Below are 17275 nucleotides of genomic sequence, written 5' to 3'. Positions count from 1 at the left end.
TCAGTTGGCTGCGGCCCCCTGATTGATGGCGGCCTCGAAACGCTTTTCCCAGCGCGAGTAGCTGCCGAGGTTGCCGAGTACGAAGGGCGAGAGTGCAATCAGCCACGTCGCCACCGAGTTGAGCACGTTAGCCGGGAAGCGCATCGGCCGCATCAGGTCGACGAACAGAACCACCCGGAAGCCGTCGGTTCGATTCCAAGCCTCGTGCTCGAAGGTGTCGTCGAAGATCATCACCTGACCTTCTTGCCAGTGCCGCGTCTGCGATCCGACTCGGATGCCACACTGGTCGGCCGGCTGGGGAACGAGCAGCGCGAGATGCAGGCGAAGCACTCCCTTGTATGGGCCACGATGCGGCGGCAGCTCCTTACCCGGCGCGAGAATGGAGAAGAAAGCAGTCTTCATGCCCGGAATATTCTTCAGGAGCCGGGCGGTTTCCGGACAGCGGCGGCAATTCGGTGCGGCCTTTATTCCGTATGCGTAGAAGAAGAAGGTCTTCCAGCCGTCATCCTGGGAAAGAGCCTTCTGGTCCTTGGAAATATCCTGGAAGTTAGGCATGTCCGCCGCGTAGGGCAATAGCGCATCGAGTTCGGCGCGAACCTTCCGCCAATCGGCTTCGACGGCTCCGACCCACGGAAAATCCTTGTTATCGAAGAACTCGTGATCACCGAGGAGCGATGCGCGAGTGTACAGCCGGTATAGCGCGCCAAAAACGGCCATGAACAGGCGTCCGAACGTACGCGCCAAGAACCCACGCACCTCGTTCATGCTGCCCCCTTTGCCAGAGGTCGAAGTTATCACTCGTCGCCACCGACGTGCAATGCGTCCATGTTCTTTATACACAAGGGCATCTTCTCCCCACCGATATGTTCCCCTGCGATCCACTGCGTTCGGGAAAACTTTGCTGACTCGGAGTTCTGAGGTCGCAATACTCTCGTGTGGACCACACCATGGTGTACGGCCTCGGTATCGGCCGTTGCCGACGGACCCAAGCGGGTCAGGTGATCTCAAAACGCCTGCGTCACAAGCTCATTGCTGTGTCGTGATCGTCGGTCTCGCGGGCGGTGCTGGGCTTCATCCCCATGCCGACGCTTGACTGCGTTCTTTGCACCGAACTCGCGACGGAAGTGAAACGCTAGGATCTCTGCGTGAAGTTTGCGCTGGCGAGCTACGGAAGTCGTGGCGACATCGAACCCTGCGCCGCCGTCGGCCGTGAACTGCAGCGCCGAGGTCACGATGTGTCGATGGCCGTCCCGCCCGACCTCGTGGTTTTCGTCGAGTCGGCTGGGCTTCATGCGGTCCCTTACGGTTTGGATACGCGAGCGTGGCTGGAAGTCCACCGCGACCTCTGGACGCGAATCTTCCGCAGTTTCTGGAATGTTCAGGATCTAGTCAGGCTGGTACGCGAAGTTCGGGAGCCCATTGCCGAGTGTTGGGAGAAGATCAGCACGCCGCTGATGTCACTCGCGGACGGCGCCGATCTGCTGTTCACGGGGCTGAGTTTCGAGCAACCTGCTGCCAATGTCGCTGAGTACTATGACATTCCACTGGCGACGTTGCATTATCACCCGGCGCGGGCCAATGGTCAGCTGATGCCATTCGTGCCTGCGCCGGTTGGTCGATTCGCGATAACGGTGGATGAGTGGGTGGGTTGGCTGATCTCGAAGAAGCTCGATGATGCGCAGCGGCTTGAACTGGGCCTGCCGAAGGCGACCGGTCCAGCGTCGGGGAGGATCGCCGGCCGCGGATCACTGGAAGTCCAGGCCTATGACGAGCCTTGCTTTCCGGGGCTGGCAGCCGAGTGGGCGAAGTGGGACGGGCAACGACCGTTTGTGGGGGCGCTGACACTGGAGCTAGCGACGGAGTCCGATGAGGATGTCGAGAAATGGATCGCATCTGGATCTCCACCGATTTTCTTCGGGTTCGGCAGTATTCCGGTTGATTCTCCAGCGGACTTGGTCGTCATGATCGCCGGGGTGTGCGCGCAGTTGGGCGAGCGGGCGTTGATTGGTGCCGGCTGGAGCGACTTCAGCGACGTCCCGTCTTTCGAGCATGTCAAAGTGGTGGGCACGGTGAATTTTGCGGCGATTTTTTCCTCCTGCCGCGCGGTCGTTCACCACGGTGCGGCAGGTACGACTGCTGCGGGACTGCGAGCCGGTGTCCCCGCACTGATCCTCTGGACGCTGCCGGACCAGTCGTTCTGGGGCGTCAGATTGACACGCCTGGGGTTGGGCAAGGCGCGGCGCTTTTCCGGGATCACCCGAGAATCGCTGGTCGAGGATCTGAGCGCGGTGCTGGCTCCGGATGTCGTCGCGCGGGCTGCCGCATTCGCCACCCGGATGACCACACCTGCTCAAAGCGTCAGGTCCGCGGCCGACCACGTCGAGAATTTCGCTCGGTTGGGGCGGGTCGGCTGACGGCCGAAGTGGTTGCCCGACCGGTCAATCAGTTATTCGATCGTGCCGGACAGCTCGAAATCGGCCAGTGTTTGGATGGCCAGCTCACGCAGAGCGGCCTTTGTATTCGTAGTGCCCGGTTGGTAGGCGACCACAGTGATGCCGGTCTTACCGCTGATACGCCATGCCTGCAGTCTCATCACCCCACCTGTTCGTTCGAGCCACCGGCGTGTGGTGTGGTGCCAGGCCGCGCGCGCGGTGTGGTGCTCGGCTTCGGTGCCATCGAGGCGGCACAGAAGCGAGGCATGATCTCCGAGGTTGGAACAGAACACCGGAAGATCGGGGTCGGCCGAAGCGGCCGCAGCCGCCCGCCTCAACGCCCACCCGGGCCTGAACGGGGCAAGCCATAGGAACTGCCGCGCGACATCTGGTGTCCCCCTCAGCGTGCTCAGCGCCTCTTTGACGGCGATGCGGACGTCCCGCAGATCTGTCGTGACATGCGTGGGGTCGATGCTGACCCGCGCAATCGCCATCGCATTCGCCCGCGTATCTCCCTCGGTCCTCTCGCTGATGGGCAGCTGCAGGGTGACAGCGCCGTCGCTGGCGCGGCGGCGCCCCATGCGATCGGCAAGTCTCACGGCGAATCCGGCGATCATCGCGGTCCGCGTTCCGCCGAGAGCGTCGGCGCGGGCATCCCAGTCATCGACATCGACGTGGATGGTGATCGCCGGTATGACGACGACCTCATCGTCGTCGTCACGCCCCCGGCGCTCGTCAGCCCTGGTAAGAGCCGCAGGTTGCGACGCCGCCGATCGCGCACGATCTCGCCACCGCTCTCGCCAGTATCCCGGCGCCATCTTTATTCCCGCGACAACCGCCCGGCTGATTTCGGCTGCGTCGCGCGCAGCATCTCGGGCGTCGTGAAGCACCGCGCGCAAGCGCCTGCGGGATCCTGCCTCTGGCAGGCCGAGATCGCGCGTCTGACCCATGAGCGCTTCCGCCACCGCGAGGGCGAGCCCTAGGCCGTCGACGATGTAGTGCGATACAACCAAGCTGACCGCGGTGGACCCATCTGTAAATGGAACAACACCGATATGCCAGCCAGGCCCCCATTCTGGGTCGGTCGGAATCTGCGCGCGTTCATCTGCCCAGTCGCTGAGTTCTGAGCGTGGGCGTGGCTGGTCGGCGAAGTCGATCTCTGCCGGTCCGCGGTCGACTACCCAGCGATGGCGGAAGAACGGCAGCGGCGAACGCTCGATACGCCGTCCCAGTAGGCCACGGCCGAGAAGGTAATGAAATCGTTTCACCGCATCGAAGTCGATTGGATGCTCGTAGACCCATACGAGCTGAATGGCTATCTCCTCGCCCGTGGCGCGCTGCCACGAGAAGAAGGCCTGATCCAGCAACGCGACTCGATTGTCGGGCAGCACATCGTTACTGGAGGCGAGGCGTTTCGATTTTGCGCGTGCAGGGATCCGGACCGACACGGATCAGCCTCCGCCCGTCCGGAACGATTCGCCCGCTATGTCATCCGGGGCGAGTGCATGGTCCTGTGCGGCGAGTCTGCGTGGGACAGCGCGGACCTCCACCCCGTAATGAGTCATCGCCTCAGAGTAGCTGATCTGGGCCTGCGGTCTGATCCCGCGGGGCAACGCCGACGCACCCATCAGCTTGTTTGCCCGACACATCGAACATCGCAACAACAGCGCCGCGCCTCCCTATATTGTTGCCGCCATGGGCCGTCTGTGCACCGCCGGGGGGAGCACCGCAAAAACTCCTTCCTCACACTCGTCGACAGCATCGTCAGCGGAGTCGCGCGGGTGACCGCCGCCACGCAGCCCGGCGACGGGGCTCGTCCGGTTGCTCTGTTCATCGTGGGCATGCCCCGGTCGGGTACGTCGGCGCTCACGCGGGTGCTGTCGCTGTGCGGCGCCGCACTGCCGACCCGGTTGCACGGTGCGGTCTCCGACAACCCAACCGGCCGCTGGGAACCTCGCGCCTCCCTACTCCTCAACGATGCGATACTCCGCCGCCACCGGAGTGCCGCCTTCGACCCGACATTTCGTCTGCAAGCCGAGGGCGCATTGGACGTCGAGACCAACGCCGCCTCGATCGCCAAAATCAGGACCTACCTCAGTTCGCTGCTCGGTGCGCCGGTTGTCGTGATCAAAGACCTGCAGATATCGGTGCTTTCCGAGATGTGGTTCGAGGCGGCGCGTCAGGCGGGTTTCGACATCGCGGCCGTGATAGCAGTGCGCCACCCGCAAGAGGCCATCGCGTCCTTCACCGCCCGGGACGGCACGACGCCGGAGCTTGCGAGTGCCTTATGGCTGAAGTTCACGCTGCTGGCCGAAAGGCATACCCGAGGCCTGCCGCGCGTCGTCGTCGAGTACGCCAACCTCCTCGAAGATTGGCGGCGGGAGATAAAGCGAATTTCGGCGGCGTTGGGAGTAGATCTCGCGACCCGCGACGAGGCTGCCATCGAGGAGTTCCTCCGACCGGATCTGCACAACCAGCGACACGATGGCCCGGTGACAGAGTTCTTCGGCACCGACTGGTTTACCACGGTTTTCAACGCACTTCGCGCGGCGGCTCGCGACGAGCCCGTGGACGAATCCGCGCTGGATCGTGTCCTGGCGGCGTATCGGGCAAGCGAGCACAGCTTCCGAACTGCCGTCGAGGACTTCCGTTACTTCCAGCGCCGGACCCGGCTTGTCCCACCATCAATCGCCAAGTTCAGCCTGGAGGTGGTAGCCCTCGCTCATCGGCGCCGCGGAACTTGGGCGTAATAGTGCGGCATATAGCTGAAAAGGCCTGCGGCGCAAGGTGCCGACGACCCTGATCGCACCATGCAGCGACGGGTCGTGACCCGTCGCTGCATGGTCTTCGCGGTGTTCCAGGCCGGTGCATTCGGGCGGTACAACGGAGTTCAACTGCTAGCATCGAGTCCGTGTCGACACAGGGGGGCCCGGTGCGGATCGGCATCCTGGGCACAGCACGCATCGCACCACTGGCACTGATCAAGCCTGCTCAGCAAAACGCCGAGGTCGAGGTGGCCGCGGTTGCGGCACGCGATGCTGCCCGCGCTCGAGAGTTCGCAGCCAAGCATGGTATCGACCGAGTGCACGATGACTATGAGTCGCTGATCGCCGACCCCGAGTTGGATGCTGTGTATATCCCGTTGCCAAACGGCCTGCACGGCAAGTGGACTCGCGCGGCACTAGAAGCCGACAAACACGTGCTGTGCGAGAAGCCGTTCGCGTCCAACGCGGCAGAGGCCCGCGAAGTGGCCGAACTGGCCGCGAAGTCGGACCGGGTTGTGATGGAAGGTTTTCATTACCGCCACCATCCGCTGACTTCGCGAGCTCAGGAAATCATCGCCTCGGGCGAGTTGGGCGAGCTGAAGCGAGTTGAGGTCGCCTTGTGCTTGTTGCTTCCCAAGTTCTCGGATATCCGGTATGACTACTCTCTTGCTGGCGGCGCGACCATGGACGTCGGGTGCTACACGGTCGACATGGCGCGGACCTTCGGCGGCCCAATCGCTGAAGTTCTCTCCGCGCGGGCGAAATTGCGCGATCCGCGGGTGGACCGGGCCATGACAGCGGAGTTGAAGTTCGCGGGTGGCCACTCGGGGCGGGTGCGCTGCTCGATGTGGTCTTCGGACTTGATGCGGGCGGGCGCAAAGGTGATCGGCGATCGCGGAGAGATGACCGTGCTCAGTCAGCGGGCTCCTTTCCGTCGACTGACGGTTCGGTCACCCGGCGGTGATCGGGTAGAGCCGTTCTCGGCACGCTCCACTTATGACTATCAGCTCGACGCATTCGCCGCTGCAGTACTGCGCGGTGCCCCGGTGGGGACGACACCGGAAGAGGCGGTCGAGAACATGGCGGTCATCGATGACATCTATCGGGCTGCGGGCCTGCCGCTCCGCGAGCCCGCCAAGCGGTGATTCAGTTCGCCACATCTCACGCTTCGATTCGGCATCGTCAGCCGCATCGCGCGTAGTCGCAGGTCCGTGTTCGATCAGCTCGTGAAATGCGCCTGATCGACGTGGGCGGCCACCCGCAGGGCGTTGGCGGCAACTGTGAGGCTTGGATTCAATCCGGTGCTCGACGGGAAGAACGAGCTATCGACCACATAGAGGTTGTCCACCCCGTGAGCCTTGTTCTGCGGGTCGAGCACACTGGACTTGGGATCGGTGCCGAAGCGGCACGTGCCGGACACATGGCCGACGGTCGTATTGCTTTTCGCGACGGGGAGTACGAGGGTGCGGAAAGGCTTGAATAGGTCTTTCAATTGCCGCAGAAACGTTGCCCGGCGCGCGGATTCATTGTCGTGGATCCGGTACTTAATCTGTATCCGCTGGCGACCGTTCGAATTGGGCTCGCCCGAGAGCGAAACGCGGTTGTCCAGGTAGGGCAGGTCTTCGAGAATCGACGCCAGAACCAAGCCGCCGCTGAAGAACCGCTCGTACACCCGGCGTGCTGCCGGGCTCACCAAACGCAGCGCCTTCGCCTGCAATCCGGGGCGATTCGTCATCAGCTCCATGGGGCCTTCTGCTGAGCCCGCCGACTGTATGGTGCCGTATTTCTGTCCCTCCCAGAAGTAGAAATCGTTGAGCCCGATCTCCTTGTTCTGGGCAGTGATCCTGCTGCCAGACTCCGGCCAGATCTCAATCATGTCCATCAGGTGGCGCATCAAGTTGCGTCCTACCCAATCCGAGCTGTTGGCCAACCCGCCCGGCCAATCACCGGAGCGGGAATTGAGCAGCAACACCGGAGTGGCCAGCGCCCCGGCGGCCAATACCACGACCTTGCCCGTGAGGACCACTGTGCCGGAGCGGTCTTCGCAGATCACCTGCCGCACCTGACTGCCCGCTGTTTCCAGGCGTACGGCGCGGCATTCAGCCAGCAGATGCGCGCCGTACTCGGTGACGGCGGGCAGTACACAATTGCGGCCGGCATCGTTCTTGCACGACCTTTGACAGAGATAGCCCTGACAGGTCGCACATTCGTCGGTGTAATCGCAGGCCATTGGCAGGTGGTAGGGGTGTAAACCGCGGCCGGTCAGATAGTCGACCAGCGGCTGGTTGTCGGTCGAAAACGGCGGCGCCGCCGGCAGGTGCTCGTCGGCTGTCTCCGGCCGCAGCGGATCGCGCTGGCCGCGGACGCCCATCAGTTCTTCAGCCGCGGTATACCAGGGTCGCATCTCCCCGTAGGTGATCGGCCAGGCTTCGGGCACTGTGGATTCGCCGGGGTCGCGGAAGTCTTGCCGGGGTGTGAAATCCCGCTCGAAAAAACGTTCGCAGACCATGCCGTAGAGCGACGATGAACCACCGGTCCCGCTGCCCAGGAAGGGCACGAACATTTTCGTGCGGCGTCCGCTGATGTCCTCGATCTGGTCGGTGGACCGCCCGGCGCGCGCCAGGGCGGCGTAATACGTCTCGATTGATCGACCCGCCCGCGGCTCGGCCACTTCCGGCCACGAGGAACGAATGGTGTCCGGCGCGTCGGGCAGTGTCGATCGTCCCTTTTCGACGAACAGCACCTTGCGCCCGGAGCGGGCGAGCGAGTAGCCCAGGGTTCCGCCGCCCATACCGGTGCCCACCACGATCACGTCCCACACCACGCGTTCCGCTTCGTGCGCGCTCAGCTCGCCGATAGCCAATACCAGCTCCTCAGTGAATGACGATGTGAAGCTCCCCGCATCGCGAGTGCGAAAGTACCATCTCGCCGACGACGAGGAGTTGGAGATCCGGCCTGGCAGGTCGCAACCGCCTGATGCAGGAAAATCCCAGCCGCATTGTCTTCAACAAGACGAAGAACCGGGAGTCGCTGCGATAGCACGGCAAACTATGTAGTGTCCGGCTGACAGGGTGGGGGGCTTTATCTCGGTGGGTCGAGCAAGCCACCGCATTGAGGACGAGGCCTGCATGTCGGGTCGCGAAGGCGAGAGGATACGCCTGTGGGAATCATGGAGCGTTTGAACTACCACCCGCTCATTTGGAATCTCGGCTACAAACTTCAAAAGCGCAGTTATCGTAGCATCACTCGTAGGTTCGACAACGACGACGTCGTATTCCTCAACTACGGCTACGAGGAAGACCCGCCGATGGCGATAACCCTGAGTGCCGAAGACGAACGGGATCGCTATCCGATTCAGCTCTACCATCGCACCGCCACTCAGGCCGGTGATCTGAACGGTTCGGCGGTTCTCGAGGTTGGATGCGGCCACGGCGGTGGCGCCTCCTATCTGGCGCGCAACCTGCACCCGGCCCGTTACGCGGCGTTGGATCTGAACCCCGATGGGATCGACTTCTGTCGGCGGCGCCACCAGTTCCCGGGGCTGGAATTCGTCGTCGGCGATGCCCAAGACCCCCCGTTCCCCGACCAGTCATTCGACGCTGTGATCAATATCGAGTCCTCGATCCACTATCCGGACTTTCGGTTGTTTCTCACCGAGGTGGAGCGGGTGCTGCGTCCGGGAGGACGGTTTCTCTACGCTGACGGCCGCTTCTCTCCCCACATCTCTGACTGGGAGGAGGCGTTGGCGAGTGCGCCGATGAAAATGCTCTCGCGCCGCGACATCAACACGGAGATCTTGCGCGGGATGGACGAGAATTCAAAGCGCTGGCAGAAACTGCTCGAGCGCCACGACTCCAAGCTACTGCGCGCAACCTGTCAATTCGTGCAGGGCTCGAAGGTCTACCGCGCCATGCAGAGTGGGGATTTTTCGTACCGCATGTACTGCTTCGCCAAGGACTAGGCTCCGCCGCTTTGGGGCCATACACCGCGGAGGGAGTGGGACATCGATGAATGGGCGGGCGGCGTCCCCGACCCGGACGTGCTCGCGGCGAGTACGCTTTAAGGCCGTGACTGCTTCGGTTCGCCTCAATCGGTTCGTTGTGACTCCAGTTCTGAGCCGACGTGCCGGCTAACTCCAAGGTGACGGATTTGGCCGCCAAGGCATTGAACTTCATCAATTCTCTTGGGCGGAACTCGATCAACTCCTTTGTGCTGTACGTCAATAGCTCCGGCCCCGCCGTGCTCGGCAGGTTGGAGTACAGGATGAGATCAGCGCGCTCGGACTTGGGCGAACCGCTGAACGGTCAGAGCGGCCGGTTAGACCTGTGCCGGCAGATCCTTGCGGAGTTCCCGCCCGCGGCGATCGTCGAGACGGGAACTTTCATCGGGAACACGACGAAGTTCTTCGCCGACTTCGGTGTGCCCGTCTACACGGCGGAGAAGAAGCCTCGCTATCACGCCTTCGCAGAAGAACGATTTCGTTCGGACCGCGACCGGGTGCATGTCGTGCTGGGAGACAGCCGCGCCCTGCTGCGTCAGCTGGCCGAGGATCCATCCTTCCCCAAGGACGATGTCTTTTTTTACCTTGACGCACACTGGTATTCAGACTTACCGCTCGCCGAGGAGATCGAGATGATCTTCGGATCGTGGCGGCGGTCGGTCATCATGATCGACGACTTCGCCGTCCCTGGCGACTCCTACAGTTATGACGACTACGGTCCGGGTGCGGTATTGAACGACGAGTATCTTGACACGCTGGGACGCAGTGACATGCTGAGGTTCTATCCGTCGTTACCGGCCGCCCAAGAAACGGGAGCCAAGCGCGGCTGCGTCGTGTTGTGCGGTGATCCCGACACCGGACTCCGACTCAGTAAACTGCCAGGTCTTCGGACGGGCACAACACCTAGTGGTGGGCTCGGATAGACCTCTTGCTGAGAGGCCTACTCGGGAAGCCGAATTGGAGCGCGCGTGCCGTCTTCAACGACCTGAACATTCGAGTCGTACGCCGCTACGGGCAACTCCTGATAGTCTCGCTTGGCTACGCTTTGGCAGACCCTGGTTAAGTAATGGTGCGGTGCCGTGAGGGGGAAATGAATGGGTGTGATTCGGCAGATAGCCAGCGGGGTGGCCGGAGCCATATACCGGCCCAGCGACGCGATCGCCGAGGAATACCATAAGTGGTATTACGGCACGATGGTGTGGCTGCACACCTCCTGGATGGGTGTTCCGTGTCAGAAGTCGGTCAGTGACATGTGGAATTACCAGGAAATCCTGTGGTCGCTACGCCCCTCCTTGGTGGTGGAGTTCGGATCTTTTCAGGGTGGTTCCGGAGTGTTCTTCGCCCACATTTTGCGTCAGACCGGACAGCCGTTCGCCGTGTTGTCGGTCGACATAACGCATCAGAATCTGCACGCCAACGCGGTGAAGGACCCCGACGTGGTGTGGTTCGAGTCGTCATCGATTGAACCGCAGGTGGCCAAGAAGATCAGTCAGTTGCGGTCCGAATTTCCGGGCCCGGTCTTCGCCATCCTGGACAGCGACCACAGCCGTGATCATGTGCTGGCCGAGATGAAATTGTTGCGGCCCCTGCTTCGGACCGGGGATTACATGATTGTCGAGGACTCCAATGTCAACGGCCATCCGGTGCTCCCCGGAATGGGCCCGGGGCCCTTCGAGGCAATCGAAGATTACGAGGCCGAATTCCCGGACGATTATGTTCACGATCGTGAGCGGGAGATGAAGTTCGGGTTCACCTTCGCCACCAATGGCTTCATGATTCGGAAATAGTCACCGATTCAACCGGCTAGCCCGCTGATCGCTTCGCGCGTCGTAGTTGACTCTGGTGCCGTTTCCGGCGCCATCAGAGCTGTGGTTACGGCTGAAAGTGGTTGCGCTGCCGAGGGTGTCGCTGTTGGCGTGTCCGAGTGCGGGGTTGTTGTCGACGGCGGCGGCGTCCTCGGCGGGGTCCTCGGCGTCGCTGGCTTCCTTGACAGCCTGCGCATGCGCGACCTCCTCCGCTGAGTAGCTGATGAACACCACCACGAAGCCGACAGAGACGACCGCCCCCGCCAACCACAGCAGACCGTAAGTGATGCCCTGGTCAAGTGCAGTCAGTTCGACGGCGTTCATGGAAGTCACCGGCCCGGTGGTGCCGCCCAGAGCTAGCGTGTGCGAGGTGATGATGGCCTGGATGATCGCAAGCACGATCGGGCCTCCGAGGTTCTGCAGCATGAGCGCAATCGCCGAGGTGGGGCCGATCCGGTCCAGCCCGACGCTGGCGATCAGCGATAGACGAAGCGGGACGTTCGCCACACCGATACCCACCGCGGCGACGACCAGCGGCACCATCAGGTTCGGGAAGTACGGGGCGTCGCGGGTCAGCGTGGAGGCGTAAAGGGTGGCGCCCAGCATCAGGCTGCCGCCGGCCATCATGACCACACGCGGCGCCCACAACTTGACCAGACGCGACGACGCAGCAGCCCCGAGGGCCACTGCAATGGCGAAGGGCAGAAGGGCGAGGCTTGCGCGCAGCGCGCTGTAACCCATGACATCCTGGATGTACAGCGCGACCAGCACCATCAGGGTGAACAGCACCCCGCCGGCCAGGAATACCGCCGCGAAGATGGCCAGCCTGTTGCGGTCGGTGAACAGGCTGAACGGGACGATGGGGTTATCGGCTCTTCGCTCCACCACGACGAAAGCCACGAAGGCTCCGACAAGCAGCACCACCGAACCGATCGGAATAGGTGACAACCAGCCCTTCTCCGGTGCCATCGAGAAGCCGTACACCGCAGCAGTACAGATCAGCGTGGCCAGCACAGCCCCGGTGACATCGAGCTTCATCAGCTCTTTTTGAGTTTCGCGCAGCGCGGCGCGGGCGAGGATGAGGACCAGCAGCCCGAGCGGAACGTTCACCAAGAACGCCAGTCGCCACGACACCTCGGTGAGAGCTCCGCCAACGACAAGCCCACCTACCGAGCCGATGCCGATCATCGCGCTGAATACCGCCATCGCGGTGTTGCGCATCGGACCCTTCGGAAATGTCGTCGCCACCAACGCCACCGAGGTCGGGGCGAAGATTGCTGCAGCCACTCCTTGGAGCAGCCGGGCTGTGACGAGCGAGCCCCCATTCCAGGCGATTCCGCACACGGCCGAGGCCACGGTGAACAACGCAACCCCGACGATGAAGACGCGCTTGCGCCCAAAAGTGTCGCCCAGGCGACCGCCGAGCAGCATCAGTCCGCCGAAGGTCAGGATGTACGCAGTGATGACCCAGCTCCGCCCGGCGTTCGAAAGGCCGAGCTCGCTCTGGATTTTCGGAAGCGCGACGACTGCGATGGTGCCGTCCATAATGGACAACAGCTGCATCGCACCGATTGCGGTTACCGCGGCTATGAACCAGCCGGGCGTCCGACTCGAAGACCGCTTGGCACGGTGCTTTCCGGTCTGTTTGTTGGGCAAGGCCTCAGCTCGTTCCGCAGGCTCTGTCGTCCATTGTTGTCGGGGAGGTAATGTCTGCTTCCCGTCGTGAGAAGCCATCGCGGAATACCCTACAACAAGCCGCAAAAATGTTAGCTGGAAACTGAGCGCGAGCGGCCGACGACCTCGTCGGATACGGCGCGGGCACTCTGAACGCAGCAAATGGCTAAGCCACCCGTTGGCGGCCATGCACAGGCCGCTGTCGATGCCGGTGAGAGAACACAATGTTGGTGGCCTCTGGGACAGGCGCAAATCGGGGGTCTAGACTCATCGCCGGCAACACCGGCAACGGCAATCGCAATGGATAGGGGCAGTGTTGGCTGTGACTGATCGCGATGTGCGACCTTTGTACCTCGATTTGCTCCGACGCAACCTGACCAGATACGGGATGCACGAGCGGATGCCCGCGCGCTGGTCACTGCGTCGGCGGCTCGTCTTCAAGACCGCCAACGCAATTCTGCCGATGCTCAACCGCGTGAGCCCGTTCGGTCAGACGAAGCGCGACCTGGGCGTCGACTGGCCCGCCGAGGCCGAGACGATGATCGGGATGCAGAGGCTCACCAGCCTGCAGCATTGTGTTGAGACGGTGCTCGAGGACGACATTCCTGGTGATCTCGTCGAATGCGGTGTGTGGCGCGGCGGGGCCTGCATCCTCATGCGCGCAGTCCTGGCGGCATACGGCGACGAAACGCGAAGCGTCTGGCTGGCGGATTCGTTTGCAGGCTTGCCACGCCCGGACGCCGCAAATTTCAAGGCGGACAAGGGGATTCGACTTGATCTTTTCTCGGGAATACTAGGAGTGCCGGAGTCGGAAGTCAGGGCGAATTTCGAGCGTTACGGGTTGCTCGATGAGCGCGTCCGCTTTCTTCCGGGGTGGTTCAAAGACACGCTTCACGATGCGCCGATCGAGCAGATCGCAGTGCTGCGACTCGACGGCGACCTGTACGAATCCACGATACAAACGCTTGACGCTCTCTATCCGCGACTGTCTCCCGGGGGATATTGCATCATTGACGACTATTCGATCCCGGCATGCCGGCAAGCAGTCTCGGACTATCGCGAGAAACACGGGATAACCGCGGACATCGTCGACATAGACGGAACCGGTGCGTTGTGGCGCAAGTGATCTTGGTCTGACCATTGGACGCCCGACGTTCACGCCTCGTGAAAGGCCGCAGTCCCTGCCATGAAATTTGTCCTTGCTTTCTACGGAAGCCGCGGCGACGTCGAGCCGTGTGTTGCTGTTGGCCGTGAATTACTTTGCCGCGGCCACGACGTTCGGCTGGCCGTCTCGCCCAACCTTGTCGAATTCGTTGAGTCGGCGGGACTGACGGCTGCTGCATTCGGCCCGGATGCGCGGACCTGGCAGGAGCTGCACCGGGACTTCATGATGCTCCTGTTCCGCAACTTCTGGCGCGTCAGGGAGCTGATCAAATTGGCGCGCGAAGACTGGAATTTGTACGCCCAGTTCTGGAAAGAGGCAAACACGACGCTGACATCGCTTGCTGAGGGGGCCGACCTGTTGTTCGCCGACGCGGGTTTCGATCAGCCTGCGGCAAATGTGGCGGAATACTTCGACATTCCCTTGGCGACGTTGCATACCTCCCCGCTGCGAGCGCATAGCGAGTTGGTCCCGAAGTCGTCGCCGCTGATTCGTGTCGCAATGACGTTGTCCAAGTGGCTAGGCTGGCGCTTGGCCAAAAGGTTCGAGGACGCACAGCGTCGTGAGTTGGGTCTGCCGAAGGCGACCCGTCCGTCATCGGAAAGGATCGCCGAACGCGGCTCGCTGGAGATTCAGGCCTACGACGAGGCTTGCTTCCCCGGGCTGGCAAGCAATTGGGCCGAAAACGATCGCCGACGGCCTCTCGTTGGAGCCCTGACAGTGGAACTGCCGGCGGAAGCCGACGAGGAAGCCGCCAGTTGGATCGCTACCGGACCTCCGCCGATCTTCTTCGGTTTCGGCAGCATGCCGGTGCAATCCCCGGCCGATACGCTGGCGATGATAGGCGCGGCCTGTGCGGAGTTGGGCGAACGCGCGCTGGTTTGCGCCGCCGGCACTGACTTCACCGACATCGTCGGTCTTGATCATCTCAAGGTGGTGGATACGCTCAACTTCGCGGCGATCTTTCCGTCCTGTCGCGCGGTCGTGCATCATGGCGGGACGGGCACCACCGCTGCGGGCTTGCGTGCAGGCGTTCCCTCTTTGATCCTTTGGACCTGGCTCGATCAGGCACTGTGGGGTGCTCAGGTAAAGCGACTTAAGGTGGGTACTTCCCGGCGTCTGTCGAGCACCACCAGAGAGTCGCTACTCGCTGACCTGCGCGCCATACTCGCCCCGGATTGCGTTGCCGAGGCTCGCGACTTCGCGGCCAAGATGACCAAACCGGCCGAAAGTGCCGCCAACGCCGCCGAACGCGTCGAGGCCTTCGCGCGCGTCCGGCGTATCGGTTGATCGGTCCTGGCTGAAACGTGCACCCGACGTTCGGTACCGATGTGGCCGCTGATCTTGCAGACATGGCCGATCGGAACATCGGGCGATAGGTCGACTCAGGTGGCGAAGTGCACTTGATCGATATGGGCGGCGACCCGAAGTGCGTTGGCGGCCACCGTCAAACTCGGATTCAATCCGGCACTGGACGGGAAGAACGAGCTGTCGACCACGTACAGGTTGTCCACTTCATGCGCCCGATTTTGAGCGTCCAGCACGCTGGAGGTCGGATCAGTGCCGAAGCGACATGTCCCGCAGACGTGGCCGAGCGCCTCGTTGTCTTCGGCGCCACGCAGCGTGATCTTGCGAAATGGTTTGAACACCTCTCGCAACTGTCCCAAAAATGTTGCGCGGCGCTCTGTCTCGCTGGCGTGCAGGCGATACTGAATCTGCATCCGCTGGCGCCCGTCAGGGCTGGACTGGTCTGACGGTAGGACGCGGTTGTCCAGGTAGGGCAGGTCTTCCATGAGCGGAGCCAGTACCAGCCCGCCAGTGAAGAAGCGCTCGTAGACGCGGCGAGCCGCCGGTCGTATCGCACGCAACGCAGTTGCCTTGAGACCTGGACGGTTGGTGAGCAATTCCATCGGGGGCATCGCGCCGAACGATTGCACGGTGCCGTACTTCTGACCCTCCCAGAAGTAGAAGTCGTTCAGCCCGATCTCCTTGTTCGGTTCTGTGATCTTGCTGTCGGACTGCGGCCAGATCTCCACCAAATCAATCAGATGGCGCATCAGGTTGCGCCCCACCCAGTCTGAGCGGTTCGCCAGTCCGCCCGGCCAATCACCGGACCGCGAATTGAGCAACAAGACAGGAGTGACAAGCGCCCCGGCTGCCAGGACCACCACCCGGGCTGTCAGCGCGAAAGTGCCGGAGCGATCCTCACAGATCACTTTCCGGACGTGCGCGCGGTCCGCTTCCAAGCGCAAGGCTCGACATTCGGGCAGCAGGTGGGCGCCGTGTTCGGTAACCGCGGGCAGCACGCAAATGCGGCCGGCCTCGCCTTTGCACGACTTCCGGCAGAGGTGGCTGTGACACGAAGCGCAGCCATCGGTGTAATCACACGCCATGGGCAGGTGATACGGATGTAACCCTCGGCCGGCCAGATAATCGACCAATCGCTGATTGTCTGCCGAGAACGGTGGCGCCGCAGGCAGATTGACATCGGCCGCCTCCGGCCGCAAGGGATCGGGTTGCCCCCGCACCCCTAACAATTTTTCCGCCTCGGCATACCACGGCGACAATTGATCGTAGGTTATCGGCCAGGCTTCCGGCACGGTGGAGTCGCCGGGGTGGCGGAAATCTTGACGGGGGGTGAAATCGCGAACGAAAAGCCGCTCGCAGGCCATGCCATAGATAGCCGACGACCCTCCCGTGCCGCTGCCGAGGTACGGCACGAATCGCCGCGAGAAGCGTCCGCTGATGTCTTCGATCTCGTCGGTGGAGCGCCCGGCTCGGGCCAAGGCGTCGTAATAGGCTTCAGCCGATCGGCCGGCCATCGGTTCGGCCACCTCCGGCAGTGCGCGGATGGCCCCTGGCTCTCCAGGCAGCGTGGAGCGCCCCTTCTCTACGAACAACACGCTTCGGCCAGATCGGGCAAGCGAGTAGCCGAGCATCCCGCCGCCCATGCCGGTACCTACGACGATCACGTCCCAGGTCACACGTTCTGCCTCGCGTGCGCTCAGCCCGCCGTCAGCCAATCGAACTCCTCAGCAAATGAGAGCCAGCATGTTGCCCGACTCGCACGAATCACGAAAGTACCATCCGCGCGATAGGGGCAGTGACGACTGCGCGCTTCCCACGCACCAGCTTTCCGATACCCGCCGCTGCCGCCGATCAACCCCGCTTCAGTCGAAGCCGAAGGGGATTCACAGGCCACAGCGAAGGGCCGAACAGCGGATCGCGGCTCGCGAACCGGCAATAATTGCAGACGCCCTGACGTCGCCCGAGGGGTAAGTCCCCTGGGGTGGTGGGGTTTCGGGGGTGAGGCGAGCGAGCCGGGACTGACTTGAGGTGTGTCGGTGAGCCTCTTGAAGTGGGGCATCGCGTAGTGGTCATTGAGTTACCGACCAAAGTGACTCAAGTAAAGGACGCACCACGCGATGACCCAGGAC

The 17275-nt window shown here is 62.5% G+C and carries 12 protein-coding genes and 1 pseudogene; 8 read left to right on the top strand and 5 right to left on the bottom strand.

Translation table 11 applies throughout. From position 1 onward, the window contains the following. Window positions 1–765: an aspartyl/asparaginyl beta-hydroxylase domain-containing protein gene (locus tag RMCN_RS23645; RefSeq protein WP_110765921.1), complete on the bottom strand. Its 765-nt coding sequence runs from the start codon at window positions 763–765 to the stop codon at window positions 1–3. A gap of 380 nt (window positions 766–1145) precedes the next feature. Between RMCN_RS23645 and RMCN_RS23640 the strand changes: the two genes are divergently transcribed. After that, window positions 1146–2414, top strand: a complete 1269-nt coding sequence (locus RMCN_RS23640) for a glycosyltransferase (RefSeq protein ID WP_067394403.1) — start codon at window positions 1146–1148, stop codon at window positions 2412–2414. A gap of 32 nt (window positions 2415–2446) precedes the next feature. Here the strand turns inward: RMCN_RS23640 and RMCN_RS23635 are convergent, their stop codons facing one another. Beyond that, window positions 2447–3823: a hypothetical protein gene (locus tag RMCN_RS23635; RefSeq protein ID WP_110765920.1), complete on the bottom strand. Its 1377-nt coding sequence runs from the start codon at window positions 3821–3823 to the stop codon at window positions 2447–2449. Between the two features lie 369 nt (window positions 3824–4192). Here RMCN_RS23635 and RMCN_RS23630 point away from each other — a divergent pair, with 369 nt between their 5' ends. Both RMCN_RS23630 and RMCN_RS23625 read left to right on the top strand, forming a co-directional pair. Further along, the gene (locus RMCN_RS23630; protein ID WP_067394569.1) at window positions 4193–5182 is read left to right on the top strand and encodes a sulfotransferase family protein; all 990 of its coding nucleotides are present in this window, start codon (window positions 4193–4195) and stop codon (window positions 5180–5182) included. Between the two features lie 182 nt (window positions 5183–5364). Continuing rightward, the gene (locus RMCN_RS23625; RefSeq protein WP_409366071.1) at window positions 5365–6342 is read left to right on the top strand and encodes a Gfo/Idh/MocA family protein; all 978 of its coding nucleotides are present in this window, start codon (window positions 5365–5367) and stop codon (window positions 6340–6342) included. A 74-nt stretch (window positions 6343–6416) separates the two neighbouring features. On the opposite strand, the gene RMCN_RS23620 is transcribed toward RMCN_RS23625, so the two are convergent. After that, window positions 6417–7988 (bottom strand): GMC oxidoreductase, encoded by a 1572-nt coding sequence (locus RMCN_RS23620; protein WP_084377705.1) that lies wholly within the window; start codon window positions 7986–7988, stop codon window positions 6417–6419. 378 nt (window positions 7989–8366) lie between these two features. On the opposite strand from RMCN_RS23620, the gene RMCN_RS23615 reads away from it, so the two are divergent. The 3 genes from RMCN_RS23615 to RMCN_RS23605 all read left to right on the top strand — a co-directional run bounded on the left by RMCN_RS23615 (window position 8367) and on the right by RMCN_RS23605 (window position 10984). Continuing rightward, on the top strand, window positions 8367–9158 hold the full coding sequence (locus RMCN_RS23615; protein ID WP_067394390.1) for a phthiotriol/phenolphthiotriol dimycocerosates methyltransferase: 792 nt from the start codon (window positions 8367–8369) through the stop codon (window positions 9156–9158). 188 nt (window positions 9159–9346) lie between these two features. After that, entirely contained in the window at window positions 9347–10120 is a 774-nt protein-coding gene (locus tag RMCN_RS23610) for an O-methyltransferase (RefSeq protein WP_131808595.1), read from the top strand. Window positions 10121–10291: 171 nt separating this feature from the next. Further along, window positions 10292–10984, top strand: a complete 693-nt coding sequence (locus tag RMCN_RS23605) for a rhamnosyl O-methyltransferase (protein ID WP_067394384.1) — start codon at window positions 10292–10294, stop codon at window positions 10982–10984. Between the two features lie 183 nt (window positions 10985–11167). On the opposite strand, the pseudogene RMCN_RS23600 reads toward RMCN_RS23605, so the two are convergent. Next, window positions 11168–12736, bottom strand: a pseudogene (locus tag RMCN_RS23600) (MFS transporter); the annotation flags it as partial. A 256-nt stretch (window positions 12737–12992) separates the two neighbouring features. Between RMCN_RS23600 and RMCN_RS23595 the strand changes: the two are divergent. After that, window positions 12993–13802 (top strand): TylF/MycF/NovP-related O-methyltransferase, encoded by an 810-nt coding sequence (locus RMCN_RS23595; protein WP_067394566.1) that lies wholly within the window; start codon window positions 12993–12995, stop codon window positions 13800–13802. A 60-nt stretch (window positions 13803–13862) separates the two neighbouring features. Next, window positions 13863–15128: a glycosyltransferase gene (locus tag RMCN_RS23590; protein ID WP_067394378.1), complete on the top strand. Its 1266-nt coding sequence runs from the start codon at window positions 13863–13865 to the stop codon at window positions 15126–15128. Between the two features lie 95 nt (window positions 15129–15223). On the opposite strand, the gene RMCN_RS23585 is transcribed toward RMCN_RS23590, so the two are convergent. After that, the gene (locus tag RMCN_RS23585; protein WP_067394375.1) at window positions 15224–16861 is read right to left on the bottom strand and encodes a GMC oxidoreductase; all 1638 of its coding nucleotides are present in this window, start codon (window positions 16859–16861) and stop codon (window positions 15224–15226) included. Between the last annotated feature and the right edge of the window lie 414 nt (window positions 16862–17275).

It is taken from the genome of Mycolicibacterium novocastrense, assembly GCF_001570485.1.
Taxonomy (GTDB): Bacteria; Actinomycetota; Actinomycetes; order Mycobacteriales; family Mycobacteriaceae; genus Mycobacterium; species Mycobacterium novocastrense.
This window is presented reverse-complemented; position numbering and strand designations above follow the sequence as displayed.